The following is a 22,854-nucleotide window of genomic DNA, read 5'->3' on the forward strand; positions in this document are numbered from 1 at the left end:
ATACTTGCACTTTCAAATTTTGATTTATATTTATGCCAACCAAAACTAATTACAGGTATATTCATTATGGGAGATTTTGACAATAGAGAGCGAGAAGAGGTTTTTTCAAAGAAGGTGAGAGCCGGGAAGAGGACTTATTTTTTTGATGTGAAAGCAACCCGTTCAAACGATTATTATGTTACAATAACTGAAAGCAAAAAACGTTTGGAGGACGGTGTTTTTATTAAACACAAAATATTTTTATACAAAGAAGACTTCGAAAAATTTGCTGAAGGTTTAAAAGAAACCGTTGAGTATATCAAGGCAAATCAGGAAGTAGTTGAAAAACGCTACGAATACAGCGAAGGCTCTGAAGTGGCTAAAGCTGCCGGCGCCGACGATGATTTCTCGTTCGACATATAAAAAGAGAACAAAACTAAACTAACGCCATAAAGAAAAACCTGCTTTTTACCAGAAGCAGGTTTTCTTGTTTTTAACGCTGTTTGAAACAGGCATAAAAAAAGCGATGAGTAAAACCCATCGCTTTTTTATATTCAATACCAGCTTTAATTACAAAGCCAATACTTCTTTTACTCTTTCTGCAGCTTCTTTTAGCAGGATAGCTGAGAATACTTTTAAACCTGAATTATCGATCAGTGCTTTTGCTTCGGCAGCGTTGGTGCCTTGCAAACGAACAATGATAGGTACAGGAATGTTGCCAATTTCTTTATAAGCATCAATAACACCTTGCGCCACACGGTCGCAACGTACTATACCACCAAAAATATTGATCAGGATAGCTTTCACGTTCGGGTCACTCAGGATGATGTTAAAACCAGCTTTAACCGTTTGCGCGTTAGCGGTACCACCTACATCTAAAAAGTTAGCAGGCTCGCCACCGGCCAGTTTAATGATATCCATGGTAGCCATAGCTAAACCGGCACCGTTAACCATACAACCCACGTTACCGTCGAGTTTTACATAGTTCAGGTTTGATTTTCCGGCTTCTACTTCGGTTGGATCTTCCTCGTCGGTATCGCGCATAGCAGCGTAATCCGGGTGACGGTATAATGCGTTATCGTCTAAATTTACTTTAGCATCAACCGCTAAAATTTTATTGTCAGATGTTTTTAATACCGGGTTAATTTCAAATTGCGAAGAATCGGTAGCATCATAAGCTTTGTATAAAGCAGTGATGAACTTGGTCATATCCTTAAATGCCTCGCCTGATAAACCCAGGTTGAAAGCGATTTTACGGGTTTGAAATGCCTGTAAACCAACCTTAGGATCAATTTCTTCTTTAAATATTAATTCTGGGGTTGAGTGAGCAACTTCTTCAATGTCCATACCACCTTCGGTGCTGTACATAATAATGTTACGACCTTTGGCGCGATCAAGCAGTACGCTCATGTAAAACTCTTTTGTTTCACTTTCGCCCGGGTAGTAAACATCCTGTGCTACTAAAACCTTTTTTACTTTTTTACCTTCTGGTCCGGTTTGCGGAGTAACCAGTTGCATACCTATAATGTTACCGGCAAGTTCTTTAACCTGATCATGATTTTTGGCCAGTTTTACGCCGCCACCTTTTCCACGGCCACCGGCATGTATTTGTGCTTTTATAACAACCCAATCAGACCCAAAGTCTTCTTTAATTTTTTGCGCAGCCGCAACAGCCTCTTCAGGATTGTCGGCAACAATGCCTTCCTGAACTCTAACGCCAAAGCTCTTTAATATAGCTTTACCCTGATATTCGTGAATATTCATGTTTTTTGAAGAATTTGCGGTAAATCTACAATTTTGTTTCAAAGGTTCATGACCTAAATGGAGTTTATTTGCCTATAGTACTTTTATTAACATTGTCTTTACAATAGGGGGGAGTGGTGAGTAGAGAATGGTGAGCAGGAATTCTCCTTTATGGTTTGTAGATATGGTTTAATGCGTTCAAGCCCTGATGATATATAGTGGTTTCGTTATGTTTATAGACTTCGAACCCATGGGCCACACATTCAAATAATTGCTCTTTAAAAGTTAAAATGTAATGATGGCACTTTTCATAGGCACGGGTATTGTAAAAATGATGGTGCCTGCCGTAGGTGCTTATCTTGGCTATCAAGTCCGAATCCTGCAGTTCATAAAAAGAATATGAACCTAAATTCAACTCATAGTATGGATGACCATTTAGCGTCTCATCATTTGGCGGGCCAAACGAAAAGAAATTATGCCGAATGAACTTTAATTCAATTATTCCCTGGTCATATATATTATCTCTTTGTCTTAATTCTATTTGATCTTCATCATTACTATAAAAAATGAGCCGGAGATTATGATCATCAGCTATCAGCAAGGGGCACGGTGCGCCTACATCCATCACAAACTGATCTTTAATTTCAATTAATTTCATTTGATAAGGTTAAAATCTATCTGCATTAAATTAAGTTGATTTTGCTCTAATAACCTAATAAAATCAAATTTAAAATCAATTAACTTTGCCAGATGCTTAAAGCTACATCTATCCATAAATCATACGGGCAGCTGCAAATATTAAAAGGGGTTGACCTGGAGGTACAGCAGGGCGAAATTGTAACCATTGTTGGCGCATCCGGTGCGGGTAAAAGTTCGCTGCTCAATATTTTGGGTACATTGGACAGGCCCGATTCTGGTCAGCTGTTTATCAATAATATCGAGCTGAGCAAGCTAAGTAATCGCGGTTTGAGCGATTTTCGTAACCGGAAAATTGGTTTTATTTTCCAGTTTCATCATTTACTGGCCGAGTTTACAGCTGTTGAAAATGTATGTATCCCTGCATTTATAGCCGGTACATCACGCCCCGATGCCGAAAAAAAAGCGACAGAGCTATTGGAGCGTCTGGGTTTGGCCGATAGGATAAACCATAAACCCAACGAGCTATCGGGCGGTGAGCAGCAAAGGGTAGCCGTAGCACGTGCGCTCATCAATAACCCAGCCTTGATATTTGCCGATGAGCCATCGGGTAACCTGGATTCGGTAAACGCGCTGGAACTGCATGAATTGTTTATCAAGCTGCGGAAAGATTTTAATCAAACCTTTGTGATTGTTACGCATAACGAGGATTTGGCTAATTTGTCTGATCGTACAATTTTAATGAAAGATGGTTTAATTGCCGAACAACCTTTAGCCTAAAACGTGAGTATACTGATAACTGCGGCCAATTCCGCACCTGCTTATAAACTGAAAAATCTGCTGAATAGCGATCACGTGATTATGGGCGACCATATGGATCTGCCCGACTTTATGTTTAAACCGGGTAAGTTTATTCGCCTGCCCGATCCCAAATCTGACATTTATACACATGAGATGCTTACCTTATGTTTAGATATGGGTGTGGAAACGGTTTACCTGTTTCGCCAGGCCGAAATTGACGTGTTGCTAAAGGCCGAAACATTGTTTAATGAATACAGTATAAAAATCCTGGTTGAGGGAAATGAACTATAAAGATATTGATGGGCGCAAAAGCGCTTTTATTTTTGAGTTGGATGATGTACTTTATCCCGAAAAAGATTATTTATTCCAGGTTTATTACCTGTTTGCCAATTTGCTGGAGTATACCGAATTAGTTGACGCAAAACAGACAACCGATATCATGGTCAATACGTATACAGCCTTAGGTAAAGATGCTGTTTTTAACCAGGTGGCCGAAGTTTTTCCCATCGCTGAAAAGTACCGGGATAAATTTGAAAACCTGCTGATCACGGCCAAGCTGCCTTTAAAGCTGTTGTTGTATCAGAATATACTGACACTGATGCAGGAAATTGTGGTTGACCGCAAAAAGTTATTCATTGTAACTAACGGACATATTTCGCAACAGATAAATAAAATTAAACAAACAGAATGGCACGGACTGGAAAAGTACCTGGCCTGCTATTTTGCTGAAGAAACTGCCTTAAAGCCCGAACCAGACGTTTTGCACCTGCTCATGCAAGACCATAATTTAGAAAGAAGAGATATTGTGATGATCGAAAACTCCGAAATTGACCGGATGTGTGCTGAAGCTGTGGGAATAGATCATATCAACATCGACAAATTTTTATAAACGCACACGTAACATAGTTGGTTATAAAGCGTTAACCATTTATTAAACTGATCCGATATGAAAAAATTACTTTACTTAATACTTTTTTCTGCTATGGTTGTTGTTTCGGCTTGTAAAAAGAGTGATCCGGGCAACAATAACAACAACAATAACGGGTCCGGTACCAGCGGAGCTACAAAACTTCAACTAATACAGGATTCTGTTTATATGATAGCCCAGGAGGATTATTACTGGAATAGCTTTTTGCCTGTGTATGGTATTTTTAACCCCCGGCAATACACTGCTCAGAGTACGGATCTGCTCAATTTGAGCCAGGAGATTGACGCTTATACCCAACTATCAAAAAATCCGGCTAATGGTAATCTACCTTATGAGTATGATCCATTTAATCCAGGAAGTTCCAAATACTCATTTATTGATGATGGTACAGTTAATAAGGAGTTAAATGCCGTAAAAGGCGATTTTGGGTTTAATTACTTTTATACCTATGCCAATGTGATCAGGGTAAGTTTGGTTCAGCCGGGCTCACCAGCCGCCGCAGCCGGTTTGCAACGAAGCGACCAGATCACCAGTATCAACGGACAAACCGGAAACAGTATTTACATTACCAATCTTAGGGATCCGGCTAATGATGCAGGTTACAAATATGTAAGTAATGCCGTAAATAATGGTAGTACTATAACGCTTCAGATACTTAAGACGGACGGTACCCAGAAAACGGTTACCTTGAATACCAAGAGCTATACGGTTAACCCGGTTATTTACACCAATACTTATGCGCTTAAAGGCGGGAAAACAGCAGGATATATGGTGTTTAATAGTTTTGTTGGCTTAAGTAATATACAGGCTCGCCTTGATTCTGTTTTTAATGCTTTTGCCAGTAAAAATGTAACCGATCTGATCATCGACCTGCGTTATAACGGCGGCGGTGATGTGGAAACAAGTATTTACTTAACTAACCTTATTGCGCCTTCAAGCGTAAGCGGGAGCGTAATGAATACTACTTATTGGAGTGCCAATATGCAAAATGATAAATACCCCATTATTCAAAAAAAACTGGGCCCTTTCCCTACAGGATATTTTAAGTCAACGAATGCGGCACAGATCGAAAAGTTTTCAAAAGTGGGATCTGTAAACGTGAACCGAGTTTTCTTTTTAGTAACGGGTAATACGGCATCAGCAAGCGAGCTTACTATCAATAACGTGAAACCTAAAATGAATGTTCAGTTAATTGGTGACACAACCTATGGTAAACCGGTAGGCTTCCTGTCAAACCTTACGGTTAACGGCGATTACTTTTATACGCCAGAGTTTGAAACAAAAAACTCAAATGGCGAAGGCGGTTATTATACCGGGATGCCACCAGTAGGTAGCACAGCAACCGGCGGAACATATCAGGGCAAACGGGTTATAGAAAATATCCAGAATGATTTTGGTGATACCAATGAAACCTTACTGAGCCAGGCCATAGGTTACATTGCAAATGGAGCCTACCCAACAAGTTCGAATTTAACGGTCCAAAGCCTATCTACTAATGCGGTAGCGATGAGCGATTATCAGCGTAAAGTGCTGTCGGTAAAAACACAATCTTACCGTAAAAACTCTATGTATCTGACGTTGAAGGCGAAGAAATAACCAATAAAATTAATCTGCTAATTCCCGGAGATCAACGGGAACCACGCGTGAGATGCCTTGTTCAACCATAGTCACCCCGTAAATTACATCGGTGCTGGCTATGGTTCTTTTGTTATGAGATACAATAATGAACTGCGAATCTTTAGAGAAAGTGCGGATGATGTTATTGAACTTATCAATATTGGTATCATCCAGCGGCGCGTCAACCTCATCAAAAATACAGAAAGGGGCAGGCTTCAACAGGTACAGCGAAAACAGGATAGCCGTAGCAGTCAATGTTTTTTCGCCACCTGATAGCTGGTTGATAGATAGCGGACGCTTACCTTTTGGCTTGGCAATAATATCGATATCCGACTCCAGTGGATGGTTAGGGTCGGTGAGTACCAGGTCGCAGGAATCTTCCTCATTAAACAGCGAACGGAATACCTTAATAAAATTTTCACGAACCATGATAAAGGCGGTCATGAATTTTTCTTTGGCGGTATCATCAATCTCCTGTATGGTAGCCAGTAGGGAGGCTTTAGCTTCGCTCAGATCCTTCTTTTGTGCCTGAATGAAGGTGTAACGCTCATTCATTTCGTTATAAGCCTCTACCGCCATCGGATTGATAGCACCAAAATCGTCCAGCTGGCGTTTCAGTTTTTCGGCTCTATCGCGCAGGTCGTGCTCGTTTTCGTCGGCAGGAGTTTCAGCTTCGGGCAGTTCTTCAATATCGATGTTGAACTCCACCGAAAGGCGCTCTTTCAGGGCGTTTAGTTCCAGTTTTAGATTGTTACGCTCTTCGCGCAGTTCGTTTTCAATAACCTCGCTGTTATCTTTTTTGCGGCGCAGGGCAGTTATTTCGTTCTCGTTTTCGGTGATAACGCCGCGCCATTGGTAATATTCCTGCTCGGCCTGTTGGGTGGCTTTTTCCAGGTTTTCTTTTTGCTCATACATCTCCAGCAGGCCCTCGTCGGAGTTGTCGGCTTGTTTCAGGTTGTCCTGTATGGCTATTTTTACATTTTCAAATTCAGCACTGTTCTGTTTAATGCGGCTTTCGAGGCTTTCCTGTTGGGTATCGCGGTAATCCAGATCTTTTACCAGGCCTGATACTTTATTCTGCTGCTGGTGAAAGCGGATGTTCTCCTGGTTATAGGCATTTGATTGTACCGATACATATTCATTCAGCTCATTAAAAGCCGTCTGTTTCTCGATCAGCAGGTCGTTCTGGATCTGCTTTTGCGTTTTCAACTCAGCCAGTAAAGGGTGCAGGTTTTGCATCTCCTCGTTAATGGTGGCTATTTTGCGGGCGATATCTTCCTTACGGTTCAGGCTGTTCTCAATAAAGGTCTGGTATTGCTCCTGCCGGGTTTTAACCGTAATGAGCTCGGTATTTAAACGGTTGATGATCATTTGCTGCTCATTCAGCTCCGCGGTTTTGGTAGATGCTTTCAGGGCGGCCAATCTGCTCTGCAAATCTTCCACCCGGGTTTTTAAACCGTTCACCTGGTTTTCGATCCCTTTGATCTCTTTGGCCAGGTTTTCGAGGTTTTTGGCCCTGCCTATTCTTTTACCCTCAAACAAACCTACCGAACCACCAGCCATGGTATGTTTCGATTTGTTGAACTTGCCGCTTTTGCCTATCAGCACCACGCAGTCCGGCAATTGCGCGTTATTGATCTGCTGATCTTTATCATCATCAACCAGGTATACATTTTTTAATAAATGGTTACACAGGTTGGTGTAGCGTTTATCTACCTCAATCACTTTGAGCGCCGATACCGCACCGGCATTTTCAAACGCGGCTTCGGTTGGCACTGTTTCACCATAATTTTCAAGGATGAAGAAATGCGCCCTTCCTCTTGATGCGGTACTAAGCAAATTGATGGCCTTTATAGCCTCGTCATAGCTTTCAACCACGTAATGGTTCATCAGGGGCTCCAAATAGTTTTCGATAGCTACACGGAACTCCTCGCGGCAAAACAGCACATCGCTAAACAGCGGCGCGTTTTTGGCCCAGTCGGTATTTTTTTTCAAAAAGCGGATCGACTCGGGAAAGCCTTCCAGGTTATCGACCATACTTTTGGTCAGGTTGTATTCGTTTTGCTTGGCATCCAGCTTGCGGCTTTCTTTGGTGATAGTATCCTTTACCTCAGTAAGCTCGGTATCCGTAGCGGCAATTTGCTCTTTGAGCCTATTTTCGGCCTCCAGCGAAGCCTGGTATTCATCATCCAATGTTTCTTTACGGGCCTGCAGCTCGGCAACCACCTGGTTAAAGTGCGAAAGTTCTACCTCTTTGTTGGTGGTATCCTCCATGTTGCGCTGGCTTTCCTGCTCCAGGGCCTGCTGTTGTATCTGTAAAATATCAATATCCTTTTCGGCTTTGTAGGCCTGATTTTGCAGGCGGGTATTGATATTGGTGAGCTCATTAAGTTCGTTACGGGCTTCTGTCTGCTGCTGTCTCAGTTCATCAACCGCTTCCTTGAGGTCGGTTACTTTGCTTTGTACGGCTTGCAGATTTTCATCCTCCATGGCCTTTTCTTCGCTCAGGCGTTTAATGTTGTACAGTACGTGGTTCAGCTGATTCTTATCGCGTTCCAGTTCTTCACTTAAACGGGATTCTTTATCCTGTTGAAATTTAAGCTGCTCGTTTTTGATCTTTTTCTCGCTTTCATAAGCGCGGATCTTGGATACAAACTCATTGGTAGTTTTTTGCTGAACCGACAGATTTTTTTCTTTGGTGATGCTGTCCAGCTTTTGCTGTTGCAGGGCGGCCTCTAAAGTATCTATCTGGGCAACTATGCCACCTTTTTCGGCCTTTTGCTGTTGCTCCTGGTCTTCAATTTTCTTTAACGATTCGCTGAACGACACAATGCGGAACGAGGCCAGCATAATGCTGAGTGTTTTATACTGTTCCTTGATGCGGTAATAACGTTCGGTTTTTTTGGCCTGGTTCTCCAGCGATTTCAGGTTCTTTTCGATCTCGAATAACAGGTCCTCCACGCGTTCCAGGTCGGCCTCGGTATCTTTGAGCTTACTGAAGGTTTGTTTTTTGCGGAGCTTGTATTTGGATATGCCCGATGCTTCTTCGAACAGGTTACGGCGCGAGCCCTCCTTGTTGGTAATGATCTCGTCGATCATCCTCAGCTCGATGATGGAGTAGGAGTCGGACCCGATGCCTGTATCCAGGAAAAGATCGGTAATATCTTTCAGGCGGCACTGCACATCATTCAGGCGGTATTCGCTTTCGCCTGTACGGTAAAGTTTACGGGTTAAGGTAACCTGCGAGTAATCGGTAGGCAGTACATTTTTGGTGTTATCAAAAGTAAGGGAAACTTCGGCCAGGTTGGCCGCCTTGCGGCTCTTGGTTCCGTTAAAAATGACGTTGTCCATCTTTTCGGAGCGAAGCATCCGGGTGCTTTGTTCGCCCAAAACCCAGCGTATGGAGTCGACTACATTTGATTTTCCGCAGCCGTTAGGTCCCACAATGGCAGTTACACCCTCATTAAAATTAATGGTGATCTTATCTCCAAAACTTTTAAAGCCCTTGATTTCTAAGCGGGTAAGCTGCATTTATATTATTGTGTCCTGACAAAAAACCGAACCTTCAAAGTAATCATAAAAAAATGATTTTATTAAACTTTTTTTGTGGTTGATAGGGAGAAAAGATCGGGTAGGGATTACCTGCTCCACCAGGTGATGTAACTTGCATTGCTGGATTAAATATTAAATTTGACGACGATACCCATTCACTATGAAAAGATATTTTTATTTATTGGCAATTGTTCTGCTGATGGCCTCCTGCAAATCCAATAAGGCTGGTAAAATTGCTAAAGCAGATACAGATTCCGTTAAAACGCAACAAACAGTTCAGGTAGTACAGCAACAAAAAACAGATCCGATGCCTGATCAGCATAGTTTGTTAACTAAAAATATGTTGGGTTCATGGTCCGCAGATACTACCGACGGCGTTACGCTTATTATCGATAAGAAAAAATTTACTTATCCTGATAATGACACCTCTTATTCTTATAAGTTCATCGGCGATTCTGTAAATATTAATTATGGCGATTTTAAGGAGTCTTTTAAAATGGAACTTAAGGGTAAGGATTCTTTGCTGATGGGTAATGTTACCAATGGTACGAGTGTGTTTTTTAGGGTTAAATAGGGGGGAGTCCTGGTCGGGCGTGTACCCGCTCTTGGCCGCGGGAGGGCCAGTTACTTTTGTCGCCACAAAAGTAACCAAAAAGGCTTTCAGCAGAAATGCTTCTTTGCCGCACGGGCCCTTACCCTGCAAATCAGCCAGAACCACGGGCTGCTAAACCTTGCTCCACTTCGTTCGCTCAGTACCCTTTACTTCGGCAAGGTTTGCTAATGCCCCTGCCACCTCACAGGCCACCATGTTCTGCCTGCTTTCGGCCGAAGCTGTTCTGCTGACGGGGAGGAGAAAAATATGTATTTAAAAATGCTGTCATTCTGAGGAACGAAGAATCTGGTCTGCAACAGGCACGGCTATGAATAGATCCTTCGTTCCTCAGGATTACAAAAAAAGAGGCTACAAGACAGCAGTTGCTCGACCGTAACCTCCAAAGGATAGGAAGACGAAAATTCTATAAAGTCGGTTAACATAAATTTGGTATAAAATTTCATAATTTATTGATTTTTAATTAATTAAATCAATGTCAACCATGATAGTGTAAACCATGTAAACCCACTTTAGGCTTTATAAGTTACCCTAATAAACTAAAGAACAATCCGAATTTCGCCTTTTAAGTAGGTTACGGCTTTGCCGCTCATTTGTACACGGTCGCCTTTGAGTTCGCACCAGAGTTCGCCTCGGCGGGCCGAGATCTGGTAGGCATGCAGGTTGTTTTTGCCCAGTATTTTTGCCCAGTAGGGTATCAGGTTGCAATGCGCCGATCCGGTAACGGGATCTTCGGGAATACCAGCTCCGGGTGCGAAAAATCTGGATACAAAATCGGCGTTATCACCACGGGCGGTTACAATAACCCCCACGGTATCCATTTTCGATAAAGCAAAAAAATCGGGGGTAATATCTTTAATATCCTGTTCTGTTTCGTAAACCAGGAAGTAATCTCTCGACCTTAAAAAGGCTAAAGGCTGTTTATCTCCAAGAGCTTCGGCCAAACCCAGGGGTTGTTCAATAGGTATGGGCGGCCTTGAGGGAAAGTCCATTGTGTATTTATCGCCGTCTTTTTTTACGGTTAATGTACCGGCTTTTACGGTTTCAAAATGCAGGGTATCGCCCTTAAAACCGAGTTCGGTAAATAGTATATGTGCCGATGCCAGGGTGGCATGGCCGCAAAGATCAATCTCGTATTCGGGGGTAAACCAGCGTAGTTTGTAACCGGCATCTGTCTTTACAAAAAAAGCGGTTTCGGCCAGGTTGTTTTCGATGGCTATTTTTTGCATCACATCATCGGGCAGCCACTCGGTAAGCGGACAAATAGCCGCAGGGTTGCCGCCAAATAATTTATCGGTAAACGCGTCGGCCTGGTATATGGGGATAGTCATAAAATAATGTTCTGATAGAGCTAAATTACTTTTTTATTATGTGAATATTAAATCACATCAACATAACGGAATATCGGTAATTATATTCGATTAATGGATGATAATTATTGGGAAAAATGTTAATCTAAATGGCTCACATAGCCCCAGGTGATCAGATCCTCTTTGCTTTTAACGTGCTTGGTACTGCCATCACTGATCAGGATGATCCTGTCACTTACATCAATAATATTGCGGTATTGGTGATCGGTAATAATAAAACCTTTGTGTTGGGCGCATCTTTTGATGATGGGTTTAAACAGTTCGGCCTGAATAGGCGAAATATGAGTAAAGGGCTCATCCAGCAAAATAAAATCGGCCTTGTTGTAAATGATCATCAGGGTTTCCAACTGCCGGAGTTCTCCACCTGATAGCTGACCTACAGTTTTATTAAAATGGTCCTTGTATATATCCAAACTGCTGAATTCATCCCAGAAAACAGGATCGATAAAATTCTTAGCCAGTTTTTCTATCGGGATACCACGCGGCAGGTAATTATGCTGAGGCAGATAAGCTATTCGTGTTTGGTGATACCCCTTGGATATGTACTGATCGTTGATACTTACATGCTTAAACCCCGGCGTTAAAATACCGAATATGATACGTAACAAAGATGACTTTCCGCAGCCATTGCGGCCAAGCAGCCCCACGATCTCGCCCTGTTTACAGTCCAGGTAAACATCCTGCAAGATCATTCTGCCATCAAATTCCAGTTGAACGCTGTCAACCTTTAAAGTAAGTGGCTGCATGTAATATGATTTTAGATAAGATGATCAATAATACACAGATAGAAAGATCAATGGCAAAAGTGCTGATGAACATGCGCTTTATGCCATAGCCGGCATTGCGGAAATAAAAGTAGTTTTCTTTGGCCGAAAAATAATGAAGAGCCAATGCGGATATGAACCCAATTATTTTGGCAGATATCAATAGAACTACAACCGTTCCGGCGTTAATGCTTCCCGCATTGAAAATTAAAAGAAACAGCGCCAATACAGTAAATGCTATATTGTACAGCAGGAGCAGCCGGTAAAATTGGAAGGTATGGATGCCTAAACGTTTCAATACGGTAATCGGTGATTATAATCAAACAGATTAATCTGCCGATTATTGTTGTCGCCATCTTCAATCCGTATTTTATTAACCAGCAGGTGTGCCTGGCGGATAGGCTCGGGGATACGGTAACCACGGATGCAGTTTTTAATAATGTCGACGCTTTGCCCCATACTCACCCGGTGCCCCGGCGAAATATAAATGGGATTGCAATTGATTTTACTACGCAGAGCGATGCCGATTACCTCGCCATTGTCATACATCGGGCTTTGGTCAAATGGTTTGTTACCGGGCTCGTCATAGCGGCCTGTAAGGCGACTTTTAGCACTGCCTATAGCTGGCGTGTTGGTTATCAGTCCGAAATGGGTGGCAATGCCGGTGCGGCGTTCGTGAGCGATGCCCTGGCCATCCAAAACCATGAGGTCGGGCTTTATTTCCAGTTTATTCCAGGCTTCCACCAGGGCCGGTACTTCGCGAAAAGCCAATAGGCCCGAGATATAAGGAAATTTGGTTTTGCTAATAGCGGTTGCTGTGCCGATCACCTTTAATTCGGGATAATTGAACAGCACGATGCCGGCGTATACCACCTCCGAGTATTTATTGAATGAAATATCGGCACCGCCAATAGTTTGGATGGGTTTGTTCAGTGGTGTAAGATCGATCTGTCTGCGCAATTCGTGCTGGTAAGCGATAGCCTGCGCTGCTGTAAGGTTTTCATACCGGGAGGGTTGCATGGTTTAAGAACGTGAGATGGGGGTGGTTTGTTTGTATAGGAGACGCATGTAATGTGTCTCTACAGTTAAGTTGGTCGTAGAGACCCATTACATGTGTCTTTTTATGCCAAAACAAAAAAAGCCACTGGGTTTACCGGTGGCTTTTAAATATTGTTGCGAGCTATAGATTAACCAAGGTATGATTTTAATATTTTGCTTCTGGAAGTGTGACGTAAACGTTGTAGTGCCTTATCCTTAATTTGGCGCACACGCTCACGGGTAAGATTAAATTTCTCGCCAATCTCCTCTAATGAAAGCGGGTGATTGGTCCCCAGGCCGAAGAACAGTACAATGATTTCGCGCTCGCGTTCTGTTAAGGTTGAAAGTGAGCGTTTGATCTCTTCGGATAACGATTCGTTGATCAGTATGGAATCGGTATTGGGTTCCTGGTTTTCGAGTACGTCAAGCAGCGTATTTTCCTCGCCCTGTACAAACGGCGCATCCATAGATACATGGCGACCAGAGTTACTCAAAGTGTCAGAGATCTTATCAACTGTAGTTTCCAGGATATCGGCTAACTCTTCCGGCGAAGGTTCACGCTCAAATTCCTGCTCCAGTTTGGAGAACGCTTTACTGATCTTGCTTAATGAGCCAACCTGGTTTAACGGCAAACGCACAATACGTGATTGCTCTGCAATAGCCTGCAGGATCGACTGGCGAATCCACCATACCGCGTAGGAGATGAATTTGAAACCTTTGGTTTCGTCAAAACGTTTGGCAGCCTTGATCAAACCGAGGTTACCTTCGTTAATCAAATCGCCCAGCGTTAAACCCTGATTTTGATATTGTTTAGCAACAGACACCACAAAGCGTAAATTGGTTTTGGTTAATCGTTCCAAAGCCGCCTGGTCGCCCTCGCGTATCTTTTGAGCTAATATTACTTCTTCTTCGGCAGTTATCAGATCAACTTTACCAATCTCGTGAAGATATTTGTCCAGCGATTGTGACTCGCGATTGGTAATGGATTGCGTTATTTTGAGTTGTCTCATTTATTTAATAAACCTTCGGTACTTTCTATTCAGTACAGAACGTGCAAAGTTATAAAATTGTTCTAAAAAAATATAATTGCAAGTTGTATTTGAAAAAAAAATACATCGCAAATTGCAATTATAAGTGACTGATTATGAGTGATTAGTTATTTCAATGTTAACAAATTGTTCATTTTTTAAATATTAATTGTTTAAACCTGCAAGCGGTATGATTTTTGCGGTGTTCTTAAAACACTTATTAAATATCACTTAATTTAAATGCCTCTTTTAGCCTTGGTCCACGTTCCGTTTGTTGTAATGTACAACATTCATTAACAGGATCGTGTTCAAAATACAGAATATATTCCTGATCCACGGCCTCATTTAAAAATAGTTTCTTTTCACCCAGGGTTTTAAGCGGGAACATGTCATAAGCCATCACATAGGGGAGTGGCAGGTGGCCGACAGATGGCAGTAGATCTGCCATATAAAGTATCTTTCTGTCTTTATAACTGATCAATGGCAGCATCATGGCGTCGGTATGGCCGTAAACAAAGCGTATGTGAAAATTTTCTGTAAACTTTACTCCATCCTTACTATCCACAAATTGTAATTGCCCGCTTTGTTGTATGGGTAATATATTCTCTTTCAGGAATGATGCTTTTTCGCGCTCGTTGGGGTTTACGGCCCAGTCCCAATGCTGTGGATTGCTCCAGTAAATCGCGTTTTTGAAAGCCGGGAGCAAGTTTTCACCATCGCGTTGTACCGCACCGCCAACGTGATCAAAATGCAGGTGGGTTAAAAACACGTCGGTAATATCATCGCGGTGAAAGCCAAGCGCTGCCAGTGAACTGTCAATAGTGGCAGTGCCATGCAGGTAATAATGACTGAAGAATTTTTGGTCCTGTTTATTGCCGATGCCGGTATCGATCAGTATGAGCCGTTTACCATCCTCTACCAGCAGGCAGCGCATGGCCCAGGTGCAAAGATTATTGTCATCGGCAGGGTTGGTTTTGTTCCAGATGGTTTTGGGTACCACACCAAACATGGCGCCGCCATCTAATTTAAAAAATCCGGTATCTATCGTGTGGAGTTTCATAGTAAGTCAAAAGTAAAAATTCAAAAGTCAAAAGCTCCGTCCTGAACTGATTAAGTCAAAATTAAAAATTCAAAAGTTAAAATTTCAACTCCTATTGATACAAGGGCAAAAACTTGTTATTTGTAAAACGAATCGCTTTTGAATTTTGAATTTTGACTTTTAACTTTTGAATTAAAAAAGCCGGCTGCTATATACGCAACCGGCTTTTGACTTTTTATTTTTGAATTTTGACTTACAACTACAAGTGTATACACTCGCCGTAAGCTTCGGCAGCGGCTTCCATCACGGCTTCGCTCATGGTTGGGTGCGGGTGTACCGATTTAATGATTTCATGACCGGTAGCTTCCAGCTTGCGAGCGGTAACTACTTCGGCAATCAATTCGGTAACATTATAACCCAGCATATGCGCGCCCAGGAATTCGCCATATTTGGCATCAAATATCAGTTTTACAAAACCATCTTTAGCGCCAGCAGCACTGGCCTTACCCGATGCTGAGAATGGGAATTTACCAACTTTAATTTCGTAACCGGCTTCTTTAGCTGCTTTTTCTGTATAACCTACAGAGGCTACCTCCGGTGAACAATATGTACAGCCCGGGATGTTATTATAATTTAAAGGCTCTGGGTTGTGGCCTGCAATTTTCTCCACGCAAATGATACCTTCGGCGGAGGCTACGTGTGCCAATGCCTGACCTTTTACGATATCGCCAATAGCAAATATACCTTCCACATTGGTGCGATAAAAATCGTCAACCAATACCTTGCCTTTGTCGGTTTTTACACCGGTTTCTTCCAGGCCAATGCCTTCGATATTGGTGGAGATACCCACAGCTGATAATACAACCTCGGCTTCCAATACTTCAACACCGGCAGCAGTTTTAACGTTTACTTTGCAAAGCTCGCCGCTGCTGTCAACAGACTCCACATTGGCACCGGTCATAATGGTGATGCCTTGTTTTTTCAGGATACGGTTTAACCCTTTTGAAACTTCTTCATCTTCTAAAGGAACAATGTTATCCAAATACTCTACTACGGTAACTTTAGTGCCGATAGAGTTATAGAAATAAGCAAACTCGATACCGATAGCGCCAGAACCAACAACCACAATTGATTTTGGCTGTTTTGGTAATGACATAGCTTCGCGGTAACCGATTACTTTTTTGCCATCCTGTTTCAGGTTAGGCAATTCGCGTGAGCGACCGCCTGTGGCCAGTATGGTATTTTTAGCGGTGATCTGTTTGGTTGAACCATCTGCGGCTTTTACTTCAACAACACCTTTTGATTTTAATTTACCAAAACCAAGCACTACATCGATCTTGTTTTTCTTCATTAAAAACTGAACGCCTTTGCTCATGCCATCGGCAACACCGCGGCTACGTTTAATAACCGATTCAAAATTTACCTCGCCTGTACCGTTTACATTAATACCGTAATCGGCAGCATGGTTAATGTATTCAAACACCTGGGCACTTTTTAACAGGGCTTTAGTAGGGATACAACCCCAGTTAAGACATATACCGCCTACTGACTCTTTTTCAACAACAGCAGTTTTTAAACCAAGTTGGGAAGCGCGGATAGCTGCTACGTAACCACCCGGGCCTGATCCTATAACAATTAAATCGTAGTCCATATTTTAATGATGTATAATTTAAATTTTCGCTTTGTACGGATTAAAGCTAAACCGTGTTGTACACACCGGCGTTAATTTTAATGGCCCAAAGCTAAGTAAAAGGGCTGAAAAGCAAAAATAGAATAGAGGAGGTAACGACCCTGGTAATATTATTTACAATCAGATGCTAATTGTACAGATAAGCAGGAGGAATATTATCAATATTATATAATATCTATCAATTTACTTGTATTTGATGTTATGATTGAATGAAACTGTTGAAAAATATATAATAATTGTTAACATAAAATTAACATTGACAATCAGGCTATTACTTATCTTTGCGGCTAATCAACTTAAAGTATAATTAAAAAAGCAATTTATGAGGAAGCCTTTACTTCTTTTATTATTATTGGCCGGTTTTATGTTTCTTAACAGGAACGCCTTTGCACAAGGTGTTACAACAGCCAATATAAACGGTATTATTACCGATGCCAAGGGTGCCATTCCGGGCGCTACCGTAACCATTACCCACGTGCCAACTGGTACTGTATACGCTACAGTAAGCCGCGCAGATGGCCGTTACAACATTCCAAACTTAAGAGTAGGTGGGCCGTACACCTATAAAGTAAGTTTTGTTGGGTACAAAAACTTTGTTCAAGAGGGTATCATCCTTTCAATTGGTCAGGATCAAAAGATCAATACCAAACTGGAAGATAATTTAACCTCTTTAAAAGAGGTAGTGGTTACCGGATCGCAAGGTAAAGTGATTAACTCATCACGTACCGGTGCCCGCGAAACCATCAGCCGCCAGCAAATTGACAACCTGCCTACCATTGCACGTTCATTACAGGATTTTACCAAATTAACTCCATCAGCAAATTCAACCGGTACTTTTAATAGTTTCGGTGGCCGTAGCGGAGCTTATAATAACGTAACTGTTGACGGTGCATTATTCAACAACTCTTTTGGTTTATCAAGCACTTTGGGTGGTCAGGCCAGTTCACAGCCTATTTCTCTTGATGCGATTGATCAAATCCAGGTTGATATTGCTCCTTATGACGTGCGTCAGGGTAACTTCACCGGTGCCGGTGTTAACACTGTAGTAAAATCGGGTACCAACGAAGTAAAGGGTACTGTTTACTATTATGGTCGTGGTACCAGGTTAACAGGTTACCATGCAGGTACAACCAATGTACCAATCACTCCGTTTGATTACCATACCGATGGTGTTGCTGTAGGTGGCCCAATCATCAAAAATAAATTGTTCTTGTTTGTTTCTGGTGAACAGGAAAGAATAAGCCAGCCACCCGCAACTGCTTACGTTGCCGGTCGTCCGGGTTTAAGCGGTTCAAACGTGTCAGCTGTTCAGGCCAGCACATTAGATGCTATTAAAGCGAAGCTTGCCAGCTATGGTTATGATCCGGGAGCATATGAAAACTATGTTTACAGAACCTCAAGCAACAAGTTAACCGCTAAGTTAGACTGGAACATCGACAAGAATAATACTTTAAGTGCTAAGTACTTCTACTTAAAATCATTTAAAGATCAGCCGGCCAGTAACTCTGGTATAGCTAACAGCGATGGTACAACCAGTGTAGGTTATGGTACCACCCGCGCACCAGGTCCAAATACCTTGCCTTTTTATGGTTCGGGTTATACCATTAACAATAACTTTAATATTGGTATAGTTGAGTTAAATAGCCGTATCAGCAATTCCATGTCAAACAAACTTACTGTAGGTTACTCTGCATTAAGAGACTTCCGTAATTTTCTGGGTAATGGTTCATTACCAATGGTTGATATTGGCAACGGTGCTTCTGATGCTAATGGCGTTGTTACCTCTCCTGCAAGTGCTACAGCAACCAGTTTTGGTTCTGAGCTTTATACAGCAGGTAACTTATTAAGCACCAACATATGGCAGTTTGCTGATGACTTTACCATCTATTCTGGTAAACATGAGTTCACTATCGGTACCAGCAACCAGATCCAGAGCTATACTAACGGTTTTGCTCCTGATTACAATGGTTTATATACCTATAACTCTGCTTCTGACTTTATTAATGGTTTACCTGCTCAAGCGTATACTTTGCGCTATGCAGCTCAAGGTAGCAATTTGCCGTTAGCTAAGATCAAAGCTTCTATCTATAGCCTTTACATACAGGATAAATACCACGTTACTGATAACTTCAGGTTAACGTATGGTTTAAGAGCTGATTATAATGCTTTCCCTTCATCTTTGGATCCTAATCCTAATGCTGCTGCGCTTACTTTTCAGGGTGGTACCCATGTTGACGTTTCTAAATTGCCAAAAAACAGGATCCAGCTTTCACCTCGTGTAGGTTTTAACTGGGATGTAAATGGCGACGGTTCTACCCAGGTACGTGGTGGTTCTGGCTTATTTACTGGTCCGGTTCCATTTGTATGGATATCTAACCAGGCATCAAACAATGGTTTGTTATTTGGTTCTACCACTGTTACTCAGAAAAACTCTCCTGGCGATCCAAGATTGGTTTTCAATCCAAATGTTAACGCAAATCGTCCAACAAATGCAAAGGCCAATACTTCGTACGAGCTTGATGCTGCCGACCCTAACCTGAAATATCCAAAAATCTGGAGAACAAATTTTGCTGTTGATCAGAAATTACCTGGCGGCATCATCGGTACCATCGAAGGTTCTTATGCCAAAGATATCCGTGCTATCTATCACCAGAACTTAGTACTGTCTGATGGCTATACCACTTTGGCGGGTCCTGAAGGGCAAATTCAGTATGATTCAAAAAATACCACCCCGTCAGCGGCTAACGCAACTGCTCAAAACCCATCAATTACCGGTTTATATTATATGAAAAATACCAGCAAAGGATTTTCATACTTTATTACCGGTCAGTTACAAAAAAGCTTTACCAACGGTTTTGCCGCCAGTATAGCTTACACTTATACCAAATCAAAAGATGTTAATGATGGTGGTTCAACTGCAAGTACTATCTGGAGTACCAGGTATGTTGCCGGTAACCCGAACACCGATAACCTGTCAAACAGTTCTTACGTTCAGCCAAACCGTATCATTGCAACCGTATCATACCGCAAGCAATATGCTAAAAACCTGGCTTCGACCATTGGTTTAGTATTTGAGGCCGCCAACAACGGCGCTGTATCATACATTACTGCTAATGACCCTAATGGTGATGGTGCTACTAACGATTTGATGTACATCCCTAAAAATCAAAGTGATCTTATCCTGGTTGCGGCCCCTAAGGCAGCAAACGGAACTTTAGATACACGTACACCTGCTCAGATCTGGACTCAGTTAAATAATTTTATCAGCCAGGATCCATACCTGAGCCAGCATAGAGGTCAATTTGCGCAAAGAAACGGTGCTATATTACCTACTTATAAAAGAGTTGACTTACACTTTGCACAAGATTTCTTCGTACAGTCAGGTAAAACTAAAAACACCATTGAAGTTACTTTCGACGTAATTAACTTTACTAACCTGTTAAACCGTAACTGGGGTAACCAACAAGTATCATATAGTGGCTTTAACAATGGTGGAACAACCGTGTTAAGGTATATGGGTACAGTACAAAATGCACAAGGTCAAAAACAGGCAACTTATTCATTCCCTTATCTTGATGCAAATAATCAGATACCTGTTACCAACTCATACAAAACAGATCCCAGCCAGTTCTCACGTTTCCAGGCTCAAATCGGTGTTAGATATATATTTAACTAATCGTTTCTCCTGAAACAGGAATAATAAAACAAAAAGCCCGGCCAATTTGGCCGGGCTTTTTGTTTTATATTTATTATCCCAGAGTCTTTGCTCTTTTTTCCCTTTATCCTTACTCCCCCAAGCCTTTATAGGTTCCAAAAAGCTTATCCCAAATGTTGGTATAAAAGCCAAAGTTGTGGTTGATATTTAAATGATGCTGATGATGGAAAGATGATGTACCTAAATATTTAAAGGGAACCATTTTTTGGATATTTGCAGGGATAGGTTCTATTCCTAAATGCCCCATAATGCCAAAAAATACATTAGCCACCAGGTAAATAAACACCGCGTAAAAATTAAAGCTGAATAACAGGAGGATCACGAGCCATAGTGAACCAAAACCTACCGTTTCGAGCGGGTGCAGTACAAACAGATCAATAGGGATTGGATCTGCATAATGATGATGAAACTGGTGAATAGCTTTATAAAATATAGAACGGTGTATGGCATAATGAAACAGAAACATGGCCAGGTCCATCAGCATAAAAAGCGCTACAAAGTCTGAGAGGATACGCCAGGATAGGGCATAACTAAACAGGATATAGCCATGTTGCCAAAGCCAGAAACCAGCATAGGTTATCGCGGTATTAATAACATTAGTTAAAATGCAAATGAGTATCTCGTTACGGGATGCAGCCTTAACCGGTTTGTGATTTAATTTAAGTACCAACCAGCCAAATAGCAAAGCCAGTACGGTAACCAACAGGTTCTCGGCCAAAAATATCACCCAAAGGTTAAAAGATGATTGTGCCGACAGGAACCTGAGCATAGGCGAGTATTTTTGAGAGTCAAGATATAAGAATCAAGATACAAGAAAAAGCAACAATAGTTGGTAGTCTCTAAAACGCAATTATTGAAATATGGTTTTTATACGAAGGTGAGTCTTCGGTCTTGATTCTTGACTCTAATCTCTTGATTCTTATTAATACTCAAATACCCCAAACTCAGATGTTACCGTTACTTTTTTGGTGTCCGCTTTTTCAACGCGACCGATGATCTGCGCTTCGACGCCAAAGCTTTGCGATATGGCTATCAGTTCGGCAGCGCTCTCCTCAGGTACATAAAGCTCCATACGGTGACCCATATTGAAAACCTTGTACATTTCCTGCCAGCTGGTTTTTGATTCCTCCTGGATGAGCTTAAACAGCGGTGGAACCGGAAAAAGATTATCCTTAATAATGTGCAGGTTCTCAATAAAATGAAGCACTTTGGTTTGTGCGCCACCACTGCAATGTACCATGCCATGTATCTGGCTTCGGTAAGCATCGAGCATTTTTTTGATGATAGGGGCATAGGTACGGGTAGCGCTCAATACCAGCTTACCTGCTGTTACCGATTGGTTGTTGCCTATATCAATTTTATCTGTCAGGTTTTTACTGCCGCTAAAAATCAGTTCATAAGGAATAGCTGCATCATAGCTTTCGGGATATTTATCAGCTATAGTCTTGTTAAATACATCATGACGTGCGGAAGTTAGGCCATTAGAGCCCATGCCGCCGTTATATTCTTTTTCGTAATTAGCCTGTCCGTAGCTGGCTAAGCCAACTATCACATCGCCGGGCTGGATGCGGTGATTGGATATTACATCCTCCCGTTTCATACGGCAGGTAACGGTAGAGTCTACAATAATGGTGCGCACCAGGTCGCCCACATCTGCGGTTTCGCCACCGGTGGAGTAAATGCCAATACCGGCATCACGCAGTTCGCTTAATATTTCTTCTGTACCGTTAATAATGGCGGCAATCACTTCACCAGGAATCAGATTTTTATTACGACCAATAGTTGATGAAAGGAGGATATTATCGGTAGCGCCCACACAAAGCAGGTCGTCCAGATTCATGATAATAGCATCCTGTGCAATGCCGCGCCATACAGATATGTCGCCGGTTTCTTTCCAGTAAGTATAAGCTAAGGATGATTTGGTACCCGCGCCATCGGCATGCATAATATTGCAATAGGCTTCGTCGCCGGTTAATATATCCGGTACAATTTTGCAGAAAGCTTGTGGGAAAATACCTTTATCGATATTTTTTATTGCATTGTGTACATCATCTTTGGAGGCAGATACGCCACGTTGATCATAACGTTGTGAAGGAACCATGGCGCAAAACTAATGATTTTGACACTAATTGTCACGAATTTATGCGAATTACACAAATGTCGATTGGGTATAAAAAGAAGAGAGTAATTCCAATTGGCGGGTGGTGTCTACTCGCCCTGTCATCGCTATGCCCAACATTCCTACCGCAAAGAGGGGATTGTTAGTCTGAGGAACGAAGAATCTATTATTGAACTTTGTGAGTAGCAGAGTAGATTCTTCCCTCCGCTCAGAATGACAACTTGA

The 22,854-nt window shown here is 41.9% G+C and carries 19 protein-coding genes; 7 read left to right on the forward strand and 12 right to left on the reverse strand.

Features of this window, described 5'->3' with window-relative positions:
* Positions 1-66: 66 nt before the first annotated feature.
* On the forward strand, positions 67-402 hold the full coding sequence (locus BW976_RS25200) for a DUF3276 family protein (RefSeq protein WP_076377769.1): 336 nt from the start codon (positions 67-69) through the stop codon (positions 400-402).
* Between the two features lie 147 nt (positions 403-549).
* On the opposite strand, the gene sucC is transcribed toward BW976_RS25200, so the two are convergent.
* Entirely contained in the window at positions 550-1,785 is a 1,236-nt protein-coding gene (gene sucC / locus BW976_RS25205) for an ADP-forming succinate--CoA ligase subunit beta (protein ID WP_260170820.1), read from the reverse strand.
* A gap of 106 nt (positions 1,786-1,891) precedes the next feature.
* Positions 1,892-2,380 carry a hypothetical protein gene (locus BW976_RS25210; RefSeq protein WP_076377773.1) on the reverse strand — a complete coding sequence of 163 codons (489 nt, stop codon included), beginning with the start codon at positions 2,378-2,380 and terminating at the stop codon, positions 1,892-1,894.
* A 92-nt stretch (positions 2,381-2,472) separates the two neighbouring features.
* Here BW976_RS25210 and BW976_RS25215 point away from each other — a divergent pair, with 92 nt between their 5' ends.
* The 4 genes from BW976_RS25215 to BW976_RS25230 are packed head-to-tail and all read left to right on the forward strand — an operon-like array spanning position 2,473 to position 5,683.
* On the forward strand, positions 2,473-3,138 hold the full coding sequence (locus tag BW976_RS25215) for an ABC transporter ATP-binding protein (protein ID WP_076377775.1): 666 nt from the start codon (positions 2,473-2,475) through the stop codon (positions 3,136-3,138).
* A 3-nt stretch (positions 3,139-3,141) separates the two neighbouring features.
* Complete coding sequence (locus BW976_RS25220) at positions 3,142-3,450, forward strand: hypothetical protein (RefSeq protein ID WP_076377777.1); 309 nt, start codon at positions 3,142-3,144, stop codon at positions 3,448-3,450.
* Positions 3,440-4,048: an HAD family hydrolase gene (locus BW976_RS25225; RefSeq protein ID WP_076377779.1), complete on the forward strand. Its 609-nt coding sequence runs from the start codon at positions 3,440-3,442 to the stop codon at positions 4,046-4,048. The genes BW976_RS25220 and BW976_RS25225 overlap by 11 nt, the downstream gene beginning before the upstream one ends.
* 57 nt (positions 4,049-4,105) lie before the next feature.
* Complete coding sequence (locus BW976_RS25230; protein ID WP_076377781.1) at positions 4,106-5,683, forward strand: S41 family peptidase; 1,578 nt, start codon at positions 4,106-4,108, stop codon at positions 5,681-5,683.
* 9 nt (positions 5,684-5,692) lie between these two features.
* Here the strand turns inward: BW976_RS25230 and smc are convergent, their stop codons facing one another.
* The gene (smc, locus tag BW976_RS25235; RefSeq protein WP_076377783.1) at positions 5,693-9,235 is read right to left on the reverse strand and encodes a chromosome segregation protein SMC; all 3,543 of its coding nucleotides are present in this window, start codon (positions 9,233-9,235) and stop codon (positions 5,693-5,695) included.
* A 181-nt stretch (positions 9,236-9,416) separates the two neighbouring features.
* Here smc and BW976_RS25240 point away from each other — a divergent pair, with 181 nt between their 5' ends.
* Positions 9,417-9,830, forward strand: coding sequence for a putative periplasmic lipoprotein (locus BW976_RS25240; RefSeq protein ID WP_076377785.1), 414 nt, complete (start codon positions 9,417-9,419; stop codon positions 9,828-9,830).
* A gap of 575 nt (positions 9,831-10,405) precedes the next feature.
* Here BW976_RS25240 and BW976_RS25245 read toward each other — a convergent pair.
* From BW976_RS25245 to lpdA, 7 genes are all read right to left on the reverse strand, one after another.
* Positions 10,406-11,197: a PhzF family phenazine biosynthesis protein gene (locus BW976_RS25245; protein ID WP_076377787.1), complete on the reverse strand. Its 792-nt coding sequence runs from the start codon at positions 11,195-11,197 to the stop codon at positions 10,406-10,408.
* A gap of 119 nt (positions 11,198-11,316) precedes the next feature.
* Positions 11,317-11,982 (reverse strand): ATP-binding cassette domain-containing protein, encoded by a 666-nt coding sequence (locus tag BW976_RS25250; protein ID WP_076377789.1) that lies wholly within the window; start codon positions 11,980-11,982, stop codon positions 11,317-11,319.
* Positions 11,957-12,298: a hypothetical protein gene (locus tag BW976_RS25255; protein WP_076377791.1), complete on the reverse strand. Its 342-nt coding sequence runs from the start codon at positions 12,296-12,298 to the stop codon at positions 11,957-11,959. Before BW976_RS25255 ends, BW976_RS25250 begins: the two co-directional genes overlap by 26 nt.
* A complete protein-coding gene (nfi, locus tag BW976_RS25260; RefSeq protein ID WP_076377793.1) occupies positions 12,295-13,020 on the reverse strand; it encodes a deoxyribonuclease V in 726 nt (241 codons plus the stop codon). The genes BW976_RS25255 and nfi overlap by 4 nt, the downstream gene beginning before the upstream one ends.
* Positions 13,021-13,187: 167 nt before the next feature.
* Positions 13,188-14,048 (reverse strand): sigma-70 family RNA polymerase sigma factor, encoded by an 861-nt coding sequence (locus tag BW976_RS25265; RefSeq protein WP_076377795.1) that lies wholly within the window; start codon positions 14,046-14,048, stop codon positions 13,188-13,190.
* Positions 14,049-14,286: 238 nt separating this feature from the next.
* Positions 14,287-15,126, reverse strand: a complete 840-nt coding sequence (locus BW976_RS25270; RefSeq protein ID WP_076377797.1) for an MBL fold metallo-hydrolase — start codon at positions 15,124-15,126, stop codon at positions 14,287-14,289.
* 238 nt (positions 15,127-15,364) lie between these two features.
* Positions 15,365-16,756: a dihydrolipoyl dehydrogenase gene (gene lpdA, locus BW976_RS25275; protein WP_076377799.1), complete on the reverse strand. Its 1,392-nt coding sequence runs from the start codon at positions 16,754-16,756 to the stop codon at positions 15,365-15,367.
* A 361-nt stretch (positions 16,757-17,117) separates the two neighbouring features.
* Here lpdA and BW976_RS25280 point away from each other — a divergent pair, with 361 nt between their 5' ends.
* Positions 17,118-20,471: a TonB-dependent receptor gene (locus BW976_RS25280; RefSeq protein ID WP_076377801.1), complete on the forward strand. Its 3,354-nt coding sequence runs from the start codon at positions 17,118-17,120 to the stop codon at positions 20,469-20,471.
* Positions 20,472-20,580: 109 nt separating this feature from the next.
* Here BW976_RS25280 and BW976_RS25285 read toward each other — a convergent pair whose 3' ends face one another.
* Positions 20,581-21,279, reverse strand: a complete 699-nt coding sequence (locus tag BW976_RS25285; protein WP_076377803.1) for a sterol desaturase family protein — start codon at positions 21,277-21,279, stop codon at positions 20,581-20,583.
* Positions 21,280-21,432: 153 nt separating this feature from the next.
* Positions 21,433-22,611, reverse strand: coding sequence for an AIR synthase-related protein (locus BW976_RS25290; RefSeq protein WP_076377805.1), 1,179 nt, complete (start codon positions 22,609-22,611; stop codon positions 21,433-21,435).
* Between the last annotated feature and the right edge of the window lie 243 nt (positions 22,612-22,854).

The organism is Mucilaginibacter lappiensis (assembly GCF_900155965.1).
GTDB classification, from domain to species: Bacteria; Bacteroidota; Bacteroidia; order Sphingobacteriales; family Sphingobacteriaceae; genus Mucilaginibacter; species Mucilaginibacter lappiensis.

Coding starts and splice junctions, on each gene's coding strand:
- BW976_RS25200 (WP_076377769.1), top strand. CDS start 67: ATGGGAGATTTTGACAATAGAGAGCGAGAAGAGGTTTTTTCAAAGAAG.
- BW976_RS25210 (WP_076377773.1), bottom strand. CDS start 2,380: ATGAAATTAATTGAAATTAAAGATCAGTTTGTGATGGATGTAGGCGCA.
- BW976_RS25215 (WP_076377775.1), top strand. CDS start 2,473: ATGCTTAAAGCTACATCTATCCATAAATCATACGGGCAGCTGCAAATA.
- BW976_RS25225 (WP_076377779.1), top strand. CDS start 3,440: ATGAACTATAAAGATATTGATGGGCGCAAAAGCGCTTTTATTTTTGAG.
- BW976_RS25230 (WP_076377781.1), top strand. CDS start 4,106: ATGAAAAAATTACTTTACTTAATACTTTTTTCTGCTATGGTTGTTGTT.
- smc (WP_076377783.1), bottom strand. CDS start 9,235: ATGCAGCTTACCCGCTTAGAAATCAAGGGCTTTAAAAGTTTTGGAGAT.
- BW976_RS25240 (WP_076377785.1), top strand. CDS start 9,417: ATGAAAAGATATTTTTATTTATTGGCAATTGTTCTGCTGATGGCCTCC.
- BW976_RS25245 (WP_076377787.1), bottom strand. CDS start 11,197: ATGACTATCCCCATATACCAGGCCGACGCGTTTACCGATAAATTATTT.
- BW976_RS25250 (WP_076377789.1), bottom strand. CDS start 11,982: ATGCAGCCACTTACTTTAAAGGTTGACAGCGTTCAACTGGAATTTGAT.
- nfi (WP_076377793.1), bottom strand. CDS start 13,020: ATGCAACCCTCCCGGTATGAAAACCTTACAGCAGCGCAGGCTATCGCT.
- BW976_RS25265 (WP_076377795.1), bottom strand. CDS start 14,048: ATGAGACAACTCAAAATAACGCAATCCATTACCAATCGCGAGTCACAA.
- BW976_RS25270 (WP_076377797.1), bottom strand. CDS start 15,126: ATGAAACTCCACACGATAGATACCGGATTTTTTAAATTAGATGGCGGC.
- lpdA (WP_076377799.1), bottom strand. CDS start 16,756: ATGGACTACGATTTAATTGTTATAGGATCAGGCCCGGGTGGTTACGTA.
- BW976_RS25280 (WP_076377801.1), top strand. CDS start 17,118: ATGAGGAAGCCTTTACTTCTTTTATTATTATTGGCCGGTTTTATGTTT.
- BW976_RS25285 (WP_076377803.1), bottom strand. CDS start 21,279: ATGCTCAGGTTCCTGTCGGCACAATCATCTTTTAACCTTTGGGTGATA.
- BW976_RS25290 (WP_076377805.1), bottom strand. CDS start 22,611: ATGGTTCCTTCACAACGTTATGATCAACGTGGCGTATCTGCCTCCAAA.